We start from the raw sequence: 19,139 nt of genomic DNA, 5'->3' as shown, positions 1-19,139 counted from the left end.
GGAGGCACCCATGGCGGACAGGACGTACAACATCACCGAGATCGTCGGCACCTCGCCCGACGGCGTCGAGTCGGCGGTCAACAACGCGATCGGCCAGGCATCGCGGACGCTGCGCAACCTCGACTGGTTCGAGGTTCAGTCCATCCGTGGTCACGTCGAGGGTGACGCCGTCGCCGACTGGCAGGTGACGATCAAGCTCGGCTTCCGCAACGACGGCTGATCCACCCGGACACGGATCGAGGCTCGGGTTCCGCAGTGGAGTCCGACCCTCGCAGCACCTCCGGTCAGGCCGGGTTGATGATGCGACCCCACGTCGACTTGTTGCCCCAGATGTTCTGCCGCAGCCCCTCCAGCTGGAGGATCTGGCTGTGGTCGACGAAGAGGTTGACCTCGTTGCCGTAGTTCTTGACGTACCACTCGAAGACCGGCCCGTCGGCGGCCTCGAACATCACGTTCTCGATCCCGAGCCCGTTCATGATCGCCGCCGCGGCGCCGGTGTTCCAGCTGCCCACGTTCTCGGTGATCCCCTCGGACTCGATCATGATGATCTCGGCGCCGGCCTCCAGCGCCTTCCCGCCCCGATCGATGAGGTCACCGATGTCCTTGGCGCCCTCGGCGGCGAGCTCGGCCGCCGAGGAGTCCCCGCCGGAGCCGATCTGGATACCCAGCTCGGGCTTGGCCTTCAGGCCCGCCCTGGTCACCTTCTCCACCAGACGCTGCAGGCCGGAGGTCGGCAGCATGATGAACCCGGTCGAGATCTCGATGACGTCGAACCCGACGTCCTTGGCCTCCGTGAGGTACTGGTCGACCGCGTCGTCGCCGTAGCGCAGCACGGTCTCGATCCAGCCTCCCGAGGAGACGTAGGCGTCGTGCTCGTGGGCGATGTCGCTGAAGGCGCGCACCTGCTCCGGCGGGACGAGGGCAAAGGACCCACCGGCCCACTTGATGCCGTCGATCCACTGGCCGGCGACGTCCATGACGTCCTGCAGGTGCCGGGTGCCGAAGGTGGAGTAGTACGGCGCCCGGATCTCGGTGATGCCGTGGGTGCGTGGCTTGGTCGGCCGCGCCGCGCGGGGGACGAAGTTGAACGCGGTGTCGAAGGGTATCTGGTTGGTCATGGTCCTCTCCTCTGCTTCGGGGCTCGGCCGTCAGGCGGCCGGACCCCGGCGATCGGGTGGTGGGTCAGGCGGCCGAGTCCGTCGCGTGGGCACGGGTGGTGCCCACACGGGCCAGGGCCGTGGTCAGGTCCGCCACCGTGTGGGACTCCAGGTCGTGGACGATGCCGGCGATCTCCTCACGCAGGTCGGCCCCGGCGAAGGGGGCGGCCAGCAGATCGAACTTGCGCCGGGCGCCGTCCCAGTCGAGTGGATCGGTGTGGAAGCCCTCGTAGGAGCTCCGCGACGCGTGAAAGCTGCTGCCGTCGGTCAGGGTGACGGTCAGGTCGGCCGGCATCTCGGCCGGGAAGCGCGCCGAGAAGCCGTCGTCGGGGATGACCTCGACCGTGGTCATCAGGTGCTGCACGTCGTCGGCCACGATCCGCTCGGACTCGTACTGGCCGGGGTTCAGCTCGCCGTCGAGGAGCACGACCGCGAGCATCCACGGCAGCGAGTGATCAGCCTCCTCCTTGGTTCGGACGGTGCGCTTGTCGCCCTCCTCCCCGCCGCCGATGATCGAGTGGGCCACGTCGAAGGTGGTCAGGCGCACCGACTCGATGGCGTCGGCGTCGAAGCCGCTCTGCGCGCGGATCTCCTGGGCAGCGTCGAGCGCGGACTGGGAGTGGATCTCGGCGTTGTGCCGCTTGATGATCGAGCGGAGCACGGCCTCGAGGTCCTCGGTGGACCAGTCGATCGTGAAGTCACCGGCGATCGACTCCTTGAAGCCCTTGTTGCCCTCGAAGACCTCCTCGGGACCGGTGATGCCACGGCCGGCGAGGAGCGCGGCGAAGGTGCCCTCCTTGGCCACCTGTGGGTAGGCCAGGCCCTTCCAGTGACTGAGGTTGCCGGTGCGGGTGACGCGCAGGGCGTTGTTGGCCGTCCCAGAGATCGCGATCGCGTGCGCGATCTGCTCCGTGGGCAGGTCGAGCGCCTTGGCCGCCGATGCGGCTGCGGCATACGCACCCTGAGTCGTGTGGTCGAAGCCGGCCCGACGGACCGGCGCCTCGTCGGACAGGCGCGACTGCACCTGGTAGGCGACCGCGAGTGCGGTGAGCAGGTCCTTGCCACTACCCCCGACGGACTCGCTGGCGGCGAGCACGGCGCCCAGGTTGTCGGAGGGATGCCCGGTCTCCCCCTTCGCCAGGTAGGAGTCCATGAAGTCGAGGTAGCGGGACAGGGCGCTGGTGAAGAAGGCGGCGCGGTCCGGTGTGGTGCGGCCACCGCCGATCAACGTCGCCGACGCGGTACCGCCGAGGTCGCCCAGGAGGCCGCGCACGGCGCGGATCGGCTCGGCGTCGAGTGCACCGATGGCGACGCCGAGGGTGTCGAGCACGCGGATCTTCAGCTGCTCGAGCGCTTCGGGGCCGATGTCCTCGAAGGCTGCTCGGTCGACGAACTCGGCGAGCTGCTGGACCTCTGTGCGCTGCGTGGAGGTGGAGGTGGTCATGGGATCGTCCTTTCCTGTGCGGTCCGTGACTAACCACTACTTCAGATAAGGCTTGCCTTACCTGTCTCCACTCTACGCTGATTTAGTTTGACGTCAAGATACTTGAGCCGCGCGCAGGGCGCCCCCTCCCCTCTTCGCGTCGAGCCCGTATCAGGGTCGTCCGGCGGTCTCCCTGATGAAGAAGGAGCCGATGATCCCGACGACCCCGAGGATCCCGGCGACGACGAAGGAGACGTTCGCACCGTGGATGAGGCCCGCCTTCCCGTAGATTTCGGGGTCGCGCGCCGCCGTGGCCATGACCGTGACGAGAACGGCCGTCCCGACGGCGGCGGCGATCTGGCGCATGGTGTTGTTCAGCGCGGTGCCGTGCGGGATGAGCCGGGGTGGCAGCTGGTTCAGCGCTGCAGTGGTCACCGGCATGATGATCATCGCGGTCCCGAACATGCGCACGGAGTTGACGATCGCGATGTAGGCAAAGGACGTGTCGACGCTCAGGCGCGCGAACATGAAGGTCGTCGCGGTCACGAGGACGAAGCCGAGGACGGCCAGCCACCGGGCGCCGAACCGGTCGAAGATCCGACCGGTGACCGGTGACATCAGGCCCATGACCGCTGCGCCCGGCAGCAGCGCCAGGCCGGACTCCATGGCTGTGTAGTCGCTCATGTTCTGCATGTAGAGCGGCAGGATCAACATCCCGCCGATCATCACCATGAAGACGCACATACCCAGCGCGGTGTTGAGCGTGAACATCGGGTAGCGCAGGACGCGGAACTCCAGGATCGGCTCCGGCAGGCGCAGCTGCCGACGGACGAAGACCACCAACGTGGCGATACCGATCAGCAGCGGCACCGAGACCTGCGGGCTGGTCCAGCCGGAGTTGCCGGCTGCGCCGAGGCCGAAGAGCAACCCGCCGAACCCGATCGAGGACAGGATGATCGACGCGACGTCGAGGCGGGGGTGGGTCTGCTCGGTGACGTTGCGCAGGATGAAGTACGCGACGACCACGTCCACGACCGCGAAGGGCAACATCATCCAGAACAGGATGTGCCACTCGAAGTGGTCGACGATCCACCCCGACAGGCTCGGCCCGATCGCCGGCGCGAAGGCGATGACCAGCCCGAAGGTGCCCATCGCCTGACCTCGCTTGCCCAGCGGGAAGATCGCGAAGAGGATCGTCTGCATCAGAGGGATGATGATTCCCGCGCCGCTCGCCTGGACGATCCTCCCGAGGACGAGCACGGGGAAGGTGGGCGCCACCGCGCAGACGAGCGTCCCCACAATGAACAGCCCCATGGCCGTGAGGAAGAGGGCACGCGTACTGAACTTGTTGATCAGGAACGCGGTGACCGGGATCATGATCCCGTTGACCAGCATGAAGATCGTCGTCAGCCACTGGGCCGTACTGGCCGTGATCCCGAAGTCCGCCATGAATGCCGGCAGGGCGGTGTTCAGCAGCGTCTGGTTGAGGATCATGACGAAGGCACCGGACACGAGCACCGCGAGCACCACGTTCCGGTTCACCGGCAGGGCAGGGGTGGCCTCCTCCGCACCGTCCGGCACGGTCGAGATGGGGCGGGTTGCGTCCTTCGTCACGCGGGGGTGGCTCCTTCGGCTGGTCGTGTGGTGGCCCCCTCGGCGAACACGCCGTGCTGGAGCAGGTCGAAACCGGAGGCAATGAGGTCCGCCGGTGATTCGGAGCCATCCGCGGTCCAACGGCGGACGGCCACGCGCACCACCCCCAGCGCCAGCGCGGCGAGCGTCGCCGGACGCAGGTCATCCGGGTCCAGGCCGGTGCGCACGGCAACACCCTCTGCGAACGCGCGCTCGACCGCGGCGAACTGCGCCAGCTGGCGGGTGAGCAGAGCGGGATCGTCCTGGATCAGGCAGTGGCGCTGACGCATCTGCTCCCGCCCCGACTGCATCCCGGCGACGAAGTCGCTGGCGATGATGGCCGCACGAAGGGCGTCGACCGGCGCCTCGCCCTCGGGTCGGGCGACGATCGCCTCCCGCAGTTGCGCTCCCGCGCCCGCACCATCGGTGACGAGCGCATCCTCCTTGCAGGAGAAGTAGTTGAAGAAGGTTCGCGGGGCGATGTCGGCGACCTCGCTGATCCGGGCAACGGTCATGCCGTCGACACCCCCCTCGAGGGCGAGCGCGAGTGCAGCATCCCGGATGGCGCGGCGGGTCTCGACCTTCTTGCGCTCGCGTCGCCCGAGGGGCTCGACGGTCTGATCAGGGGTGGGCACGGATGACGACACTACGCGCATCTTTGCATCGAGTGCAAAAATGCGTGCGTCGTCGCACGTTGGACCGGTCGGTCAGGTCCGCTTCGCTGCGTGGTGCGCGGCGATGTGCCCGAAGACCAGCCCCTGACCGATCGTGGCGCCGGCCCCGGGGTAGCGGTTGCCGAAGGCGTTGGCAGCGGTGTTGCCGATGGCGTAGAGGCCGGTGATCGCCGAGCCGTCCTCGCGCAGCACGCGGGCGTGCTCGTCGGCACGCAGCCCACCGCAGGTGCCCAGGTCGCTCATCACCATCTTGACCGCGTACAACGGGCCCTCGTCGAGCGGCCGCAGGTTCGGGTTCGGTGTCACGGTCGGGTCACCGTAGTAGCGGTCGTAGGCGGACTCACCACGACCGTGCTCGGTGTCCCGGCCGGTGGCCGCCATCTCGTTGAAGCGCTTCCCCGTCGCCACGAAGTCCTCGACCGGGACCCCCATCAGCTCGGCCAGCTCGCCGGCCGTGTCCGCCCGGTGTGCGATCCCCGCATCGAGCCACGCCTGGGGCAGGGACATCCGCGGGAAGAGCTCCGTCGCGAAGACATAGCTGTTGCTGTACTCCTGGTCGAAGACGATCCACATCGTCCCGACCGGGTCACCGGCGTCCTCACGCCGCAGGACCTCCTGGCCGAAGCTCATGTAGTCGGTGGACTCGTTGATGAACCGTCGGCCGTGCCGGTCGACGATGAACGAGCCGGGCAGCGAACGCTCGGCGAGCATGACCCCCGGGGTCCCGCCGGACGGGGACGCCACTGCTGGGAACCACCACGCCTCCGCCAGGTGGGCGAGGTCCGCGCCGACCTCCACGCCGGCCTTGATCGCATCGCCGCTGTTCGTCTCGGCGCCCATCGGCCAGTTCGCCTGCAGGTTCTCCGACTGGTAGCGATGACGCATGACCATGTCGTGGTCGAAGCCTCCGGCAGCCAGGATCACCCCCTGCCGGGCGGTGACCGTCACCTCGCGCCCATCCTGCTCGAGCACGGCGCCGGTGACCACGTCGCCCTCGGTGACCAGCCGCCGCAGCCGCGTCCTCGTCCACACCGGGATCCCGCGGTCGAGCACACCCGCGTACAGCCCGGCTGCCAGGGCCTGGCCGGTCGCGGTGTAGTGCCGTCCCAGCGCGAGTCCGCCGACGCCCTGGGCCACGCGCTTGACCACCTTGGGCAGTGCCTTGGCAGGAGCCTTCGCCATGAGGTTCATCCACCGGTAGTCCGGGCTGGTGATCGGCATCGGCACGGGTGCGCTCATCGACGACGGCCGCAGCCGGGCCTCCTCGGCCCCCAGCACGCTCGTGTCGAAGGGGGAGCTCTCGACGCTGCGTCCCTGGTCGGAACCGCCGGGGAGGTTGGAGTGGTAGTCCGAGTACCCCTTGCCCCAGATGAACCGCAACGGCGTCATCCGGCGCAGCAGGTCCACCGTCGCCGGGCCCTGGTCGAGGAAGGCCTGCCAGCGTGCGCGCGGCGAGGCGTCACCGACGAGGTTGTCCAAGTAGGTCGCGGCCTGCTCGGTGCTGTCGGAGGACCCCTGCTCCTTGAGGACGGAGTTCCCCGGGATCCAGAAGGCGCCTCCCGACAGCGCCGTCGAGCCGCCGACGTACTCGGCCTTCTCCACGATCAGCGTGGACAGGCCCTGCTCGTCGGCGGACATGGCGGCCAGCATGCCGGTGCCGGACCCGATGACGAGTACGTCGACGGTGGTGTCTTCGGCGCGGGTGGTGGGCAGGTCGGCGACCTTGGTCACGATCGAACACGCTCCTCAGCGATGACTGCAACACCGGACGTCCGGCGTCGTGCTCACCATAGGCCTGCCCCGGCGCACCGGTTCACTCGGTCCCGCCGGCGCGCCTGCGTCCGCCGTGGGAGGAGCCGACGACGTCGCCGGCCTTCCACTCGGCCCAGCCCGGCTGGTCGGCCATGAATCCCTCGATGGTTGCCTTGTCCGCCGCCAGCTGCGGGTCGTGCCCGAGGTAGTGACGGGTCTCGCGGGCGACCAGTCCGGAGAGGACGAGGATGCCGATGAGGTTCGGCAGGGCCATCAGGCCGTTCATCACGTCCGAGAAGGTCCAGACGACCTCCAACTCGGCGGTGGCGCCGACGAAGACGACCAGGGAGAAGACCACTCGGAAGGGCAGGACCGCGCGACGACCGAAGAGGCGCTCGACGTTGCGGTCGCCGTAGTAGGACCAGCCGAGCAGGGTGGAGAAGGCGAAGAGCACGATCCCGAGAGTGACGACCCAGTGCCCCCACTCCCCCGGCAGTCCGTGGGTGAAGGCCTCACCGGTCATGAGCGCGGCGGAGATCTGCTCGCCGGTCTCCGGGTCGACCTCCTTCCAGGTGCCCGTCGTGATGATCGTCAGGCCGGTGAAGGTGACGACGATGAGCGTGTCGATGAAGGTCTGCGTCATCGACACCAGGCCCTGGCGCACCGGGTGGTTCGTCCGCGCGGCAGCCGCGGCGATCGGGGCGGAGCCGAGACCGGACTCGTTGGAGAACAGACCGCGCGCGACACCGAACTGGATCACCACGGCGATGGCGGACCCGGTGAAGCCGCCCACCGCGGAGGTGCCGGTGAACGCGTCGGTGAAGACCTGGGCGAGAGCCCCCGGCACGGCATCGACGTTGGCGACGAGGATGTAGAGGCCGGCCGCGATGTAGAAGACGATCATGATCGGCACCAGCCCGGCCGTGACGCGGCCGATGGACTTGATCCCACCGACGAGGACGACGAGGGTCAGCACGGTCAGGAGCAGCCCGGTGATCCACGGGGAGACGTGCCAGCTGGACTCCACGTTCGTGGCGATCGAGTTGCCCTGGGTCATGTTGCCGATGCCGAAGCAGGCCAGGGTGGCGAAGACCGCAAACATCAGGGCGAGCACCTTGCCGAACCGATTCGGGATGCCGTGCTCGAGGTAGTGCTGCGGACCGCCCGACTTCTCACCGGCGGCGTCGGTACGACGGAAGCGGACGGCGAGGAAGCCCTCGGCGTACTTGGTCACCATGCCGACCAGGCCGGTCATCCACATCCAGAACAGGGCGCCCGGGCCGCCGATGCCGATGGCGGTGGCGACCCCGACGATGTTGCCGGTACCGACTGTGGCCGCCAGCGCGGTCGTCAGCGCCTGGAACTGGGAGATGTCGCCCTCGGACTCCGCGTCCTTGCGCTTGAGGATGCCCAGCCGCAGCGCCGCACCGAGCGTGGTGAACTGCAGCCCGCCGAGACGGATCGTCAGGTACAGGCCCGTACCCAGCAGGAGCGGGATCAGCACCCACGGCCCCCAGATCACTCCACTGACGGAACTGAGGAACTCGGTGATGCCGTCCACCGGTCCACCCCTCTCTCACCTGACGCTCTTCATGGGCAAAGTGGCTGCAGGTTACTGGGACGGCTCCGCAGCCCTCACGCGACACGCCGTCCGTCGGCGCGTGGCACCCCTGGGTCCACCGGGCCGGGTGGCCGCGTCCGCCTCCGCGGTGCAGTTGCGGGGAACGACTGCCGTTCCGGCCTCCCGGGGCTCCGAGGACCTGATGCTCCACAATGGGCGACGATGTCCGACTCCGAGCTCTGGTATGTCAGCTACGGCTCCAACATGTCGCGCCGACGCCTCGGCTGCTACATCGAGGGGGGCCGCCCGCCCGGCTCCGCGGTCACCCACGTGGGCGCCCGGGACACCACGATGCCGGTGGAGGACACTGCGGTCACGCTCCCCGGCAGCCTGTACTTCGCGGGCGAGTCACCCGCCTGGGGCGGGGGTGTCGCGTTCTACGACCACGATGCTCCCGGCGCAACCCCGGCCCGGGCCTACCGGATCACCGTCGGCCAGTTCGTCGACCTCGCGAACCAGGAGATGCATCGGGTCCCGGACCAGGACGACCCGCTGGAGGAGGTGCTCCTCGAGGGCCTGTCGGGCGGCCGCCACCGGGCCGGCCCGGGTCGCTACGAGACGCTCATCGAGGTGGGCCGCAGGGAGGCGCTACCGATGCTCACCTTCACCGCGCCACACGGCGTGGACGCCGTGCCGCACACCCCTCCCGGACCGGCCTACCTGGCCATGCTCGCGGAGGGGCTGCGCGAGGCGCACGGTTGGGCCGAGGAGCAGATCGCGGCCTACTTCGCCGTTGTGGCCCCCGGGTGAGGGCGACGGGGGCGGGGCGCTCCCCCTTCGCCCTCCGGAGGGAGACGAGGTCAACTGGACGGCTGCGCGCGCAGGAGCAACTGCACTTCGTGCGACTCGACGCTGACCACCGCGTCCATTCCCCGTTACGGTGCCACAGTGAGCACCCGAGCACAGTCCACGCACGTGACCGAGCGTGCCGAGGGCGACCGGATCCGCCGTCGGGTACAGCTGCTCGTGGAGATCACCTCCCGGGTCGGTGAGTACCGCGACGGGCTGGGTCGCGCCGCCGAGCGGCTCACCGACCACGAGGCGGCGATCGTCCAGGACCTCGAGCAGCACGGCCTGGACGTGCTGCAGCTGCGGGAGGTCCTCTGGGGCGGGCACGTCCTCATCGACGACTCCGAGCTCTACGAGCGGTGGCGCTTCCCTGCGTCCCGGGAGCGGCTCTCCAGCCACCACAAGGCGGTGGACAAGTCGCGGTACCCGGATCTCGGCCTCACGGGCCCGCTCGTGCGGGAGAAGCTGCACGGTCGCACGAGCACGGGGACGTGGCTGCAGTTCGAGAAGACCCCGGCGGCGATGGGACACGGCTTCCGGTTGCCCACGTGGACCGACGTCCTCCACCTGTGCGACTTCATCGTCTACCGCATCACCAAGAGCAATGTCGGGCCGTGGGGGTTGTCGAAGCAGACCGAACGGCGACCGATGTACCTCTCCCCGGCCGTCGCCACGGCAGCGCCGGTGCCACCGGAGGCAGTTGACGAGCTGACGGCTGCACTGGAGCGCGTCGAGGACGCCGATGACACCACGTCCGCCGCACCCGATCTCGCCCGACGCTTCCCACCCCCGGACCGGAGCAGCACCGTCGCCGAGCTGGTCCTCGCTCCGGGGACCCGCAACGGGCGCGGCCTGTTCGGCGCCTCCGACATCCACGTCCACCACGGACAGGTCCAGGACGCACGGCGGGCGCTCGACGAGGCGCGGGCGACCGAGCCACCCACGTGGAGCCTTCCGCCCACTGCAGACACAGGAGGACGCATGACCGACGCGACGACGAGTGCCGACATCCCCGCCGACACGCTCGGCAACCTGGTGGACCTCGTCGAGACGGGCCCGGTCCTCCTCGGCGCCTACACCCTCGCCGAGATCGACGCCGTCGGGGCGATCGACCACCTCTTCGAGGACAAGCCCGCCCCCGAACTCATCGCCGAGGCCGTGCGCTCCCTCGCCGCCCGCAACCTCATCTCCACCGACCGGGGTTCCGAGGAGCTGAAGGTGCGGGGTGACCTGGGCATCGCGACCGCGGTCCAGCACCGCTCCCGGACGGCCATCGATGCCCGTGTCACCGGCACGGAGCCGGACCAGCCATGGCGAGTCATCCTCATGCCGCAGCCGGAAGGGATCACCCTCGAGGTCCTCATCGATGCCCTCGGCATCCACTTCTACTCCCTGCGCGGCCACCAGGAGGCGCTCGAGCGACTGTGGGAGCGCCTCCCCTCGGGCGGTCGCGGTCCCACGGACGCCGATGCGGACGCTCTCCTCGAGCGCAGCCCACGGACGGCACTCATCACGATCAACCGGTGGGACGGGGCCGGTGCGCACACGAGCACGGACCTCGTCCTCGCCCAGGACGGCGAGGACTGCCACGCCTTCGTCCGGGACGAGCAGTCCCCGGACAGCCTGGTCGCCACGGGCAAGGATGAGGGTGAGTGGCGTGCGCTGGTCCTCGACGCCACGTCCTGAGAGGAAACCAACCATGACCAACCACTCCACCCAGCAGCCCACGCCGGCCGCCGGCGCCGAGGAGGACGTCAACCGGTACGACCGGCGTTACCGGCAGTGGCTCACGTCCGCCATCAGGACGGTACGCAGCGACGCGAACCGATCGGCCGACACCCATCTGGTCAAGGTGCCGTTGCCGTTGGCCTGGGGCGTGGACCTGTACCTGAAGGACGAGTCGGTGCACCCGACCGGTTCGCTGAAGCACCGGCTGGCCCGCTCCCTCTTCCTGCACGCCCTGTGCAACGGGTGGATCCGGCCGGACCGGCCCGTCATCGAGGCCTCCAGCGGGTCGACCGCGGTGTCCGAGGCGTACTTCGCCTCGCTGATCGGCGTCCCGTTCTACGCGGTCATGGCCCGCTCCACCAGCCGCCAGAAGGTGGACCTCATCGAGTTCCACGGCGGGTCCTGCCACTTCGTGGACAACGCCGACGAGGTCTACGCGGTGGCCGCCCAACTCGCCGCCGAGACCGGGGGGCACTACATGGACCAGTTCACGTACGCCGAGCAGGCGACCGACTGGCGGGGCAACAACAACATCGCCGAGTCGATCTTCGACCAGATGTCCATGGAGGCGCACCCCGAGCCCGCGTGGGTCGTCGCGACCGCCGGCACGGGGGGCACGTCGGCGACCCTGGCCCGCTACGTGCGCTACACCGGGCGGGCGACGGGCATCTGCGTCGCGGACCCCGAGAACTCCGCGTTCTTCCCCGGGTGGCGCGACCACGACCCCTTCGTCACGACGAACGTGGGCTCACGCATCGAGGGCATCGGCCGACAGCGCGTCGAGTCGAGCTTCATCGCCTCGAGCATCGATCGGATGATGCGCGTGCCCGATGCGGCTGCCGTCGCCTCGATCCTGCTCCTCGAGCAGCTCACCGGGGTCAGGGCCGGGGCCTCGACCGGGACCAGCCTGTGGGCCGCCGTGCGCATCGTGTCCGAGATGGTCGAGGCAGGCACCACCGGGAGCATCGTCTCCCTCATCTGCGACCCGGGCGAGCGCTACCTCGACAAGTACTACTCGCAGCAGTGGCTCGACGACAACGACATCGACATCGCGCCCTACCGGCGCCGGCTCGAGCGATTCATGCGCACCGGCGTCCTGCCCTGACGTGGGCCGGTTTCCTCCTCATCCTCGTGATGCTGGTGCGCACGATCGACACCGTCCGGAGACACGAGATGAGCACTGCTCTCAGGTCGATCGCACGACCCGGGGCCCCACGACGCGCGCTCCCACGCCGGTGACCCGTGACCGCAGACCCCGGTCCGCGGTCACGACCACGACGCCGTCACCCTGTGCGACGGACTGCTCGGTCACCTCCACGATGCTGTCGTCCCCGACGCCGGGAGCGTCGACCACCTGCACCGACTCGCAGGAGTCGACACCTCGGGCACGTCCTTCGACGACGAGCACGACGTGCGGGACCTCGTCGAGGTGCAGCGTCTGTCGCAGGGCAGCGGGCGAGATGGAGTCACGCAGTCTCCTCGTGGCTGCGACCCGGTCACGCCACCAGCCGTCCGGGACGCTCCCGACGCAGTTGGCTGCGTCCACCACCACGGTCACGCGCACGGCGTCAGTCACTGCCGCCCCCTTCGTCGCTCACTGGTCCGCCGAGCCCACCGCGAGGCCCGCCAAGGAGTACCCGGCCCCCGCATAGATGTTCAGCACCGCATGTACGCCGTGGGCGGACAGGTGCTCGACCTGGTCCGGATGTTGCGCCACCGCCACCACTCGGCCGTCGAAACCCGCATCGTGGAGCCGCTCGAGAGCGTAGGTGTTCGAGTCGTGGAAGGCCATGGCCAGCACGACGGTGGTGACGAATCCACCGGAGACCAGTCGGGTCCAGAACTCCAGGTCGGTCGCGTCCCCCTCCAGCACGTTGAGCCCGCGCTCCTCCAGTCGGGTGATCACCGCGTGGTCGTTGTCGATACCCAGCACCGACAGCTGCTTCTCGTGGACCAGCCGCTCGTAGGCGGCCCGGCCCACCCGGCCCATGCCGAGGACGACGACGTCGGATCCGCTGGTGTCGATCGGACGGTCGGACGGTCGCAGCCTCGCCGGGTCCTGGTCAGGGAGCCTGGCACTGAGCGCGGAGGTGAGCCGAAGTCCGTGGGCATTGACCAGCGAGGACCCGACCATGCTCGCGGCAACGGCGATGGCCACCACCGTCAGCCAGCGCTCGGGCAACAGGCCCCCGGTCACGCCGACCGCGGCGACGATGATGGAGAACTCGGAGAAGTTGCTCAGCACCAGGCCGATTCGGATCGTCGATCGGTTGCGCATCCCGAAGATGCGGCCGAGGACCACGAATCCGATGAAGGTCAGCGGCAGCAGGGCCACGCACAACAGCAGGGCCAGGCCGGCGTCCGCCCAGGTCGGCGCGGAGCCCATGCCGATCGTGAGGAAGAACCCGATCAGGAACAGTTCCTTCAGGCCGAACAACGCCTTCGACATCTCGATGGCGCGTGGGTGGCTCGCGAACAACAGCCCCATCGCCAGGGCGCCGAAGTCGCCTTTGATGCCCACGGCCTCGAAGGCGAAGTATCCGGGACCGAGCGCCATGGCGACGCCGAAGAGCACCAGGAGCTCGTCGTGCCCGATGCGGTCCAGGATCTGCCGGAACAGCCACGCGCCGGGCAGGACGAGCACGAGAGCGAAGGCCCACACACTGGGGGGCTCGTCGCCGGCAGCCGTGATGAAAACGACGGCCAGCAGATCCTGGATCACCAGGATCGCGATCGCGGTCTGCCCGTAGAACGAGCCGTCGTCGGAACGCTCCTCCAACACCTTCACGCACAGCACGGTCGAGGAGAACGAGAGCGCGAACCCGACGAGGACCACGGTGTGCCAACCATCGAGCATGGTCAGCCCCAGTGCGCCCGCCAACCCGACCGTGCCGGCACCGACGAGAACGCTCAACGCCATGTGCAGAGACGCGGTCCCGTAGGCCTCCGGCCGCAGCAAGGACCGGACGTTGAACTTCAGCCCGATGGTGAACAGCAGGAGCGTGACACCGACTCCGGCCATCTGTTCCAACCCGGGGAACGGCGCGATCTGCGCGGCACCGAGCACGAAGCCTGCCGCCAGGAAGCCGACCAGCGCCGGAACGCGCAGCACGTGCGCGATCGTGCCGAACGTCGTGGCAGCGATCAGTGTCAGCGCGACGTCGTTCACAGCGGCCTCCTTGGTCCCGAGTGACTCTAACGACAGCTCGTCGGGATGCGTCGCGTCCCGACACGCTGGGAGCCCGCGCACGGCTCTGCTGGGGACTGAGCGAGCGCGCCGGTGACTCCTGCTGGTACCCGTAGGTACTGTGAAGGCTCACGATCTTCCAACCCACGGAGTCACCATGGAACTGCTGATCACCCTCGCTGTCCTCGCCCTCATCCTGGTGGTGTTGGGGACCCTCGTCTTCGGGGGCCTGCGGACCAGCATCTTCTTCACGGTGAAGACGCAGGAGAACGTGATCGTGGAGCGGTTCGGCAAGTTCAAGAAGGTGGCCACCCCGGGCCTGAACATCAAGACGCCCTTCGTCGAGACGACGACGAAACCGATCTCGCTGCGCGTGCGCCAGCTCGAGGTCAACATCGAGACCAAGACCAAGGACAACGTCTTCGTCACCATCCCCGTGGCCGTGCAGTACGTCATCGGCGAGGAGAACGTCGTCGACGCACATTACAAGCTGGACAACCCGGAGGAGCAGATCCGCTCCTACGTCTTCGACACCGTCCGGTCATCGCTGTCGTCGATGACCCTGGACACCTCCTTCGAGTCCAAGGACGACATCGCCTCGGCCGTGGAGAGCCGCCTGTCGGAGTCCATGGCGCGCTACGGCTTCCAGATCGTCAACACGCTGGTCACCGACATCTCGCCCGACCAGAAGGTGCGGGACTCGATGAACTCGATCAACGCCGCCCAGCGGGATCGCGTCGCCGCCCAGTCGCTGGCCGATGCGGACAAGATCAAGCGGGTGACCCAGGCCGAGGCCGAGGCCGATTCCCGCCGACTGCAGGGTGAGGGTGTCGCGGCCCAGCGCAAGGCGATCGCCACCGGCATCGCCGAGCAGTACGAGATGCTCAAGCAGGCCGGCATCGAGGACACCGCCCAGCAGCTGCTCCTGATGACCCAGTACTTCGACACCCTGGCGGACGTGGCCCGCAACGGCCGCTCGAACGTGCTCTTCCTGCCGTCGAACCCGGGGTCGTTGGGAGATCTCTTCCAGGAGGTCCGCAACTCGCTGCTGTCGGCCCAGGAGGCGGACAGGGCCGCGAGCACCGCCGAGGCGACGGACGTGCCCAGCTTCGACGAGTAGTCCGAGCGGGGATCGCACGTCGACGGACGGGCTCGTTCAGTCCACGCACGCGGCCTGCATGCAGCGCATGGGCGCGGATCGGCCCGGCACCACCGAGGGCCGGTCCTGAGCGGGCGTCCTGGCAGTTCCACCCACCGGTGGTGGCCAGGGGCGCTGGGTCCCACACGGCGCGACCCCGGTTCTCGAGGCAGTCCGGCCAGTAGTTCCGCTCACCGGTCGGATGAGTTCGGTCGCGCCGACTACACGTTGAAGCGAAAGTCCACCACGTCACCATCGGCCATGACGTACTCCTTGCCCTCCATGCGCACCCGGCCGGCCTCCTTGGCCTTGGCCATCGAACCGAGGGTGTCGAGGTCCTCGAAGGAGACGATCTCGGCCTTGATGAAGCCGCGCTCGAAGTCGGTGTGGATGACCCCCGCTGCCCGGGGCGCCTTGTCGCCGCGGTGGATCGTCCACGCCCGCGACTCCTTGGGTCCGGCGGTGAGGTAGGTCTGCAGACCGAGGGTGTTGAAGCCCTTGCGCGCCAGCTGGTCCAGGCCGGGCTCGTCGATGCCGACGGCCTCGAGGAGCTCCCGGGCCTCCTCGTCGTCGAGCTCGGCGACCTCCGACTCGAGCTTGGCGTTGAGGAAGATCGCCTCGGCCGGCTCGACGAGCGCCTGCATCCGGTCCTGGAAGTCGGTGTCGGTCAGTTGGTCCTCATCGACGTTGAAGACGTAGAGGAAGGGCTTGGTCGTCAGCAGGCCCAGCCCCGCAGCGATGCCCATGTCGACCCCGGCTGCCTCCCCCTTCGCGAAGAGGGTGTCGCCCGCCTCGAGCACCTCGCGGGCGGCCAGGGCGGTGTCGAGGACGTCCTTGTCGGTCTTCTTGCCCTTGACCTCCTTCTCCAGGCGCGGGACCGCGCTCTCGAGGGTCTGCAGGTCGGCGAGGACGAGCTCGGTGTCGATCGTCTCCATGTCGGAGGCCGGGTCGATCGTCCCGTCGACGTGGGTGACGTCATCATCGACGAAGGCACGGACGACCTGGCAGATCGCGTCCGACTCGCGGATGTTGGCGAGGAACTTGTTGCCCAGCCCCTCCCCTTCGCTCGCGCCGCGGACGATGCCGGCGATGTCGACGAAGGAGACGGTCGCCGGGAGGATCTTCTCACTGCCGAAGATCTCGGCGAGCCGGTTCAGGCGCTCGTCCGGCAGTGGGACGACGCCGACATTGGGCTCGATGGTCGCGAAGGGGTAGTTGGCGGCGAGGACGCTGTTCTTCGTCAGGGCGTTGAACATCGTCGACTTGCCGACGTTGGGGAGACCGACGATTCCGATGGAGAGTGCCACGGGGACGAGAGTCTACCGGTGCGAAGGGGGTGACTCACCCCGGTCCGCCCCCGCGGCCACCCAGCGGCGCAGGACGAGCCGCAGAATCCACCAGTTGGCGACGAAGAGGACGAGCAACCCCAGCAGCCCCGGCCACGACCCTCCGGAGGTCGCGACGACCGGGACGAGCAGCAGGCAGACGAGCACGGGCACGGCCACGACGATCAGGACGATGTCCTTGACGGTCTCGCGTCCCCACAGGTCGAACAACGACGGACCCGGCCGACGAGGAGGAGTCGCATCGGACGGGTCGTCGCTCACATGCCGTCCCGGTGGACGGAGTTCTCCAGGAAGGCCGTGTCCTCGCGCCCGTCGAGGGCGAGCCCGGCGAGCATCTGCGCGGTGTACCCGGCAGTGCGCTTCTCGATCGTCGCCGCGTCCGCCCAGTGCACCGCCTTGATCTCGTGGCGCTGCAGCACCGCCTGCTCCACGGTGTCCTCGGGGACGTGTCCGAGGTCGAAGAGGCACAGCAGCGCGTCGTCCCACCCCCGGTACGGCGGCAACCAGTTGACCGCGAGGAGTCCCTGTACCCGCACGTCGAGGCCGAGCTCCTCATGGACCTCGCGTTCGACGCAGTCGGCGGGCGACTCGTCGGGGTCGACGATCCCGCCGGGCAGGTCCCAGTCCTTCTTGTAGACCAACTCACACAGGAGGACGCGCTCACCCGTGGTGCGCAGGACACCCTGGGCGATGAGCCGCTTCTTGGGCATCCGGGCGTTGAGGACCCGGATGAAGGCCCGCCGGCCCTCCTCCGTGCCGAGGTCGGGTCGCTTGGTCGTCTCCTTGACCTCGTCCTCGCTGGGCTCCTCTGGCGACATGGTCTCGAGGCTACCCGGCTGTCGGTGGACGCTGGTTGGGTGGAGCCATGGACATGATGCTGTGGTTCCTCGGCGGGCTGGTCGTCGGCGCGGTCGTCGCGTGGCTCGCGTCACGCGCCGTCTTCACCGCTGCCCGGTCGAGCGACCGGGCCGAGCTGGCCGGCGCCCGTGCTCGGTGCGACGGGCTGCGTGAGCGCGTGGTCGACCTCGAGGCCTCCCTCGGTGACGATGCGCAGACGGCTGCGGCACTGGCCCCGGTGCAGCACGCGCTCAAGCGCGTCGAGGCCCAGGTGGGGAGCCTGGAGCGTGACCGGGTCGACCAGTTCGCCGTGGTCCGTGAGGCCCTCGGCCGCGTTGAGCAGAGCACGACGCGGGTCGGCCACGAGGCCGCGTCGCTGGCCTCCTCCCTGCGCGTCTCGTCGGTGCGTGGTGCGTGGGGTGAGGTGCAGCTGCGGCGGGTCCTGGAGGTGTCCGGGCTGATGGCGCGGTGCGACTTCGAGGAGCAGGCGAAGGGGGCCGACCCCGACGGGCGCGACGTGCGCCCCGACGTCGTGGTCCACCTGCCCGGCGAGAAGCACCTCGTCGTCGATGCGAAGGCGCCGATGAGCCAGTGGCTGCAGGCCCAGGCGGAGGACATCGAGCCCGACGAGCGGGTCCGCCTCATGCAGGGCCACGCCGCTGCCCTGCGCAGTCACGTCGCCACCCTCGCGGACAAGGCCTACTGGACGGCATTCGACCCCTCACCCGAGATGGTCGTGTGCTTCGTCCCCTCCGACGCCACCCTCGCGGCTGCCCTCGCACACGCCCCCGGGCTGCACGAGGAGGCGATGACGAGCAAGGTCGTGATCGCCTCGCCGAGCACACTGCTCGCACTGCTGCGCACGGTCGCCTTCACCTGGCAGCAGGACGCGGTGACCCAGGACGCGCGCGAGCTGTTGACCATCGGGCGCGAGCTCTACGCACGGCTGGGCACCCTCGGCGAGCACGCCACCCGCATGGGGCGCTCGCTGCAGCGCTCGGTCGAGGACTACAACCGGCTTGTCGGCTCGCTCGAGTCCCGCGTTCTCGTCAGCGCCCGGCGGATGGGCGATCTCGGGATCACGACCGACGAGATCGACGAGGTACGGGCGGTGACCACGACCCCGCGGCCGCTCACCGCCCCCGAACTCATCGACGCAGTGACCGCCGAGGACGCGCGCCCGCAGCTCGACCTCGACGCGGTGCAGGCGCCGGACGTCACCCGTACCGCAGAGCGCGTCGCACGCCACGAGGCGTCCTGAGCCGGTCTCGGACACCACACCCGGGCCGACCACCGAGCCAGGTCCGGACCTCTCGACCGTCTCGCCTGTCATGCTCGGGGGATGACTGCTGAGATGGGGTCGCCCGCGGACTGGCACTTCGAGGATTTCGAGGTCGGCCAGGTCTTCCGGACGCAGGGCCGGACGATCACTGAGGCGGACATCGTCACCTTCGCCGGGTGGAGCTGGGACACCAACCCGGTGCACACCGACGCCCAGCTCGCCGGCACGGGACGCTTCGGCCAGCCGATCGCACACGGTGTACTCGGGATCTCGGTCGCCATGGGCCTGGCCTCACGACTGGGCGTCTTCGAGCGCTGCTCGATCGCCCTGCTCGGCATCGACGGATGGCGCTTCACCCACCCGGTCGTCCCCGGGGACACCGTCAGCTGCGCTGTCCACATCACGGGGGCGCGTGCCACGAGCGATGGTCGCGCCGGGATCCTCGACCGAGGATTCGTGCTGACCAACCAGGACGGCACCGTCGTGCAGCAGGGCGCCATCAACCTCATGGTCTCGCGGCGGCCCACCGCCTGACTGTCCGAGCTGCACCCGTCGCAACTGCGTGGGCTCTTG

The 19,139-nt window shown here is 69.0% G+C and carries 18 protein-coding genes; 7 read left to right on the top strand and 11 right to left on the bottom strand.

Annotation, left to right across the window (positions count from 1 at the left end; translation table 11 throughout):
• Positions 1-10: 10 nt before the first annotated feature.
• Positions 11-220 carry a dodecin gene (locus tag V1351_RS03185; protein WP_338750632.1) on the top strand — a complete coding sequence of 70 codons (210 nt, stop codon included), beginning with the start codon at positions 11-13 and terminating at the stop codon, positions 218-220.
• Between the two features lie 64 nt (positions 221-284).
• Here the strand turns inward: V1351_RS03185 and V1351_RS03180 are convergent, their stop codons facing one another.
• The 6 genes from V1351_RS03180 to V1351_RS03155 all read right to left on the bottom strand — a co-directional run bounded on the left by V1351_RS03180 (position 285) and on the right by V1351_RS03155 (position 8,199).
• Positions 285-1,118 carry a phosphosulfolactate synthase gene (locus V1351_RS03180; RefSeq protein ID WP_338750630.1) on the bottom strand — a complete coding sequence of 278 codons (834 nt, stop codon included), beginning with the start codon at positions 1,116-1,118 and terminating at the stop codon, positions 285-287.
• Positions 1,119-1,182: 64 nt separating this feature from the next.
• Positions 1,183-2,601 (bottom strand): MmgE/PrpD family protein, encoded by a 1,419-nt coding sequence (locus tag V1351_RS03175; protein ID WP_338750628.1) that lies wholly within the window; start codon positions 2,599-2,601, stop codon positions 1,183-1,185.
• A 150-nt stretch (positions 2,602-2,751) separates the two neighbouring features.
• On the bottom strand, positions 2,752-4,194 hold the full coding sequence (locus V1351_RS03170) for an MDR family MFS transporter (protein ID WP_338750626.1): 1,443 nt from the start codon (positions 4,192-4,194) through the stop codon (positions 2,752-2,754).
• On the bottom strand, positions 4,191-4,847 hold the full coding sequence (locus tag V1351_RS03165) for a TetR family transcriptional regulator (RefSeq protein ID WP_338750624.1): 657 nt from the start codon (positions 4,845-4,847) through the stop codon (positions 4,191-4,193). Before V1351_RS03165 ends, V1351_RS03170 begins: the two co-directional genes overlap by 4 nt.
• A gap of 72 nt (positions 4,848-4,919) precedes the next feature.
• Positions 4,920-6,617, bottom strand: a complete 1,698-nt coding sequence (locus V1351_RS03160; RefSeq protein ID WP_338750623.1) for a 3-ketosteroid-delta-1-dehydrogenase — start codon at positions 6,615-6,617, stop codon at positions 4,920-4,922.
• A gap of 82 nt (positions 6,618-6,699) precedes the next feature.
• Positions 6,700-8,199, bottom strand: a complete 1,500-nt coding sequence (locus tag V1351_RS03155; protein WP_338750621.1) for an alanine/glycine:cation symporter family protein — start codon at positions 8,197-8,199, stop codon at positions 6,700-6,702.
• 222 nt (positions 8,200-8,421) lie between these two features.
• Between V1351_RS03155 and V1351_RS03150 the strand changes: the two genes are divergently transcribed.
• From V1351_RS03150 to V1351_RS03140, 3 genes are all read left to right on the top strand, one after another.
• Positions 8,422-9,009 (top strand): histone deacetylase, encoded by a 588-nt coding sequence (locus tag V1351_RS03150; RefSeq protein WP_338750619.1) that lies wholly within the window; start codon positions 8,422-8,424, stop codon positions 9,007-9,009.
• A 138-nt stretch (positions 9,010-9,147) separates the two neighbouring features.
• The gene (locus tag V1351_RS03145; protein ID WP_338750617.1) at positions 9,148-10,734 is read left to right on the top strand and encodes a hypothetical protein; all 1,587 of its coding nucleotides are present in this window, start codon (positions 9,148-9,150) and stop codon (positions 10,732-10,734) included.
• A gap of 13 nt (positions 10,735-10,747) precedes the next feature.
• The gene (locus V1351_RS03140; protein WP_338750615.1) at positions 10,748-11,881 is read left to right on the top strand and encodes a PLP-dependent cysteine synthase family protein; all 1,134 of its coding nucleotides are present in this window, start codon (positions 10,748-10,750) and stop codon (positions 11,879-11,881) included.
• Between the two features lie 81 nt (positions 11,882-11,962).
• Here the strand turns inward: V1351_RS03140 and V1351_RS03135 are convergent, their stop codons facing one another.
• Both V1351_RS03135 and V1351_RS03130 read right to left on the bottom strand, forming a co-directional pair.
• A complete protein-coding gene (locus tag V1351_RS03135) occupies positions 11,963-12,352 on the bottom strand; it encodes a hypothetical protein (protein WP_338750613.1) in 390 nt (129 codons plus the stop codon).
• A gap of 18 nt (positions 12,353-12,370) precedes the next feature.
• On the bottom strand, positions 12,371-13,945 hold the full coding sequence (locus V1351_RS03130; protein ID WP_338750611.1) for a cation:proton antiporter family protein: 1,575 nt from the start codon (positions 13,943-13,945) through the stop codon (positions 12,371-12,373).
• 175 nt (positions 13,946-14,120) lie between these two features.
• Between V1351_RS03130 and V1351_RS03125 the strand changes: the two genes are divergently transcribed.
• A complete protein-coding gene (locus V1351_RS03125) occupies positions 14,121-15,083 on the top strand; it encodes an SPFH domain-containing protein (RefSeq protein ID WP_338750609.1) in 963 nt (320 codons plus the stop codon).
• A 239-nt stretch (positions 15,084-15,322) separates the two neighbouring features.
• Here the strand turns inward: V1351_RS03125 and ychF are convergent, their stop codons facing one another.
• Genes ychF through V1351_RS03110 form a run of 3 tightly spaced genes read right to left on the bottom strand, consistent with a single transcriptional unit; the run spans position 15,323 to position 17,265 of the window.
• Positions 15,323-16,408 (bottom strand): redox-regulated ATPase YchF, encoded by a 1,086-nt coding sequence (gene ychF, locus V1351_RS03120; protein ID WP_338750607.1) that lies wholly within the window; start codon positions 16,406-16,408, stop codon positions 15,323-15,325.
• Between the two features lie 12 nt (positions 16,409-16,420).
• The gene (locus V1351_RS03115; RefSeq protein WP_338750605.1) at positions 16,421-16,708 is read right to left on the bottom strand and encodes a hypothetical protein; all 288 of its coding nucleotides are present in this window, start codon (positions 16,706-16,708) and stop codon (positions 16,421-16,423) included.
• Complete coding sequence (locus V1351_RS03110; protein ID WP_338750603.1) at positions 16,705-17,265, bottom strand: NUDIX hydrolase; 561 nt, start codon at positions 17,263-17,265, stop codon at positions 16,705-16,707. The genes V1351_RS03115 and V1351_RS03110 overlap by 4 nt, the downstream gene beginning before the upstream one ends.
• 47 nt (positions 17,266-17,312) lie before the next feature.
• Here V1351_RS03110 and V1351_RS03105 point away from each other — a divergent pair, with 47 nt between their 5' ends.
• Both V1351_RS03105 and V1351_RS03100 read left to right on the top strand, forming a co-directional pair.
• Positions 17,313-18,545: a DNA recombination protein RmuC gene (locus V1351_RS03105; protein ID WP_338750601.1), complete on the top strand. Its 1,233-nt coding sequence runs from the start codon at positions 17,313-17,315 to the stop codon at positions 18,543-18,545.
• 81 nt (positions 18,546-18,626) lie between these two features.
• Positions 18,627-19,100, top strand: coding sequence for a MaoC/PaaZ C-terminal domain-containing protein (locus V1351_RS03100; RefSeq protein WP_338750599.1), 474 nt, complete (start codon positions 18,627-18,629; stop codon positions 19,098-19,100).
• Positions 19,101-19,139 lie beyond the last annotated feature (39 nt).

Source organism: Janibacter sp. A1S7 (assembly GCF_037198315.1).
Classification (GTDB): Bacteria; Actinomycetota; Actinomycetes; order Actinomycetales; family Dermatophilaceae; genus Janibacter; species Janibacter alittae.
The sequence above is the reverse complement of the archived record's forward strand: the minus strand, read 5'-3'. Positions and strand labels throughout refer to the sequence as shown.

What these genes read in the sequence shown, in the direction of transcription:
- V1351_RS03100 (WP_338750599.1), top strand. Translation starts at nt 18,627, where the DNA reads ATGACTGCTGAGATGGGGTCGCCCGCGGACTGGCACTTCGAGGATTTC.
- V1351_RS03185 (WP_338750632.1), top strand. Translation starts at nt 11, where the DNA reads ATGGCGGACAGGACGTACAACATCACCGAGATCGTCGGCACCTCGCCC.
- V1351_RS03125 (WP_338750609.1), top strand. Translation starts at nt 14,121, where the DNA reads ATGGAACTGCTGATCACCCTCGCTGTCCTCGCCCTCATCCTGGTGGTG.
- V1351_RS03150 (WP_338750619.1), top strand. Translation starts at nt 8,422, where the DNA reads ATGTCCGACTCCGAGCTCTGGTATGTCAGCTACGGCTCCAACATGTCG.
- V1351_RS03110 (WP_338750603.1), bottom strand. Translation starts at nt 17,265, where the DNA reads ATGTCGCCAGAGGAGCCCAGCGAGGACGAGGTCAAGGAGACGACCAAG.
- V1351_RS03140 (WP_338750615.1), top strand. Translation starts at nt 10,748, where the DNA reads ATGACCAACCACTCCACCCAGCAGCCCACGCCGGCCGCCGGCGCCGAG.
- V1351_RS03105 (WP_338750601.1), top strand. Translation starts at nt 17,313, where the DNA reads ATGGACATGATGCTGTGGTTCCTCGGCGGGCTGGTCGTCGGCGCGGTC.
- V1351_RS03180 (WP_338750630.1), bottom strand. Translation starts at nt 1,118, where the DNA reads ATGACCAACCAGATACCCTTCGACACCGCGTTCAACTTCGTCCCCCGC.
- V1351_RS03175 (WP_338750628.1), bottom strand. Translation starts at nt 2,601, where the DNA reads ATGACCACCTCCACCTCCACGCAGCGCACAGAGGTCCAGCAGCTCGCC.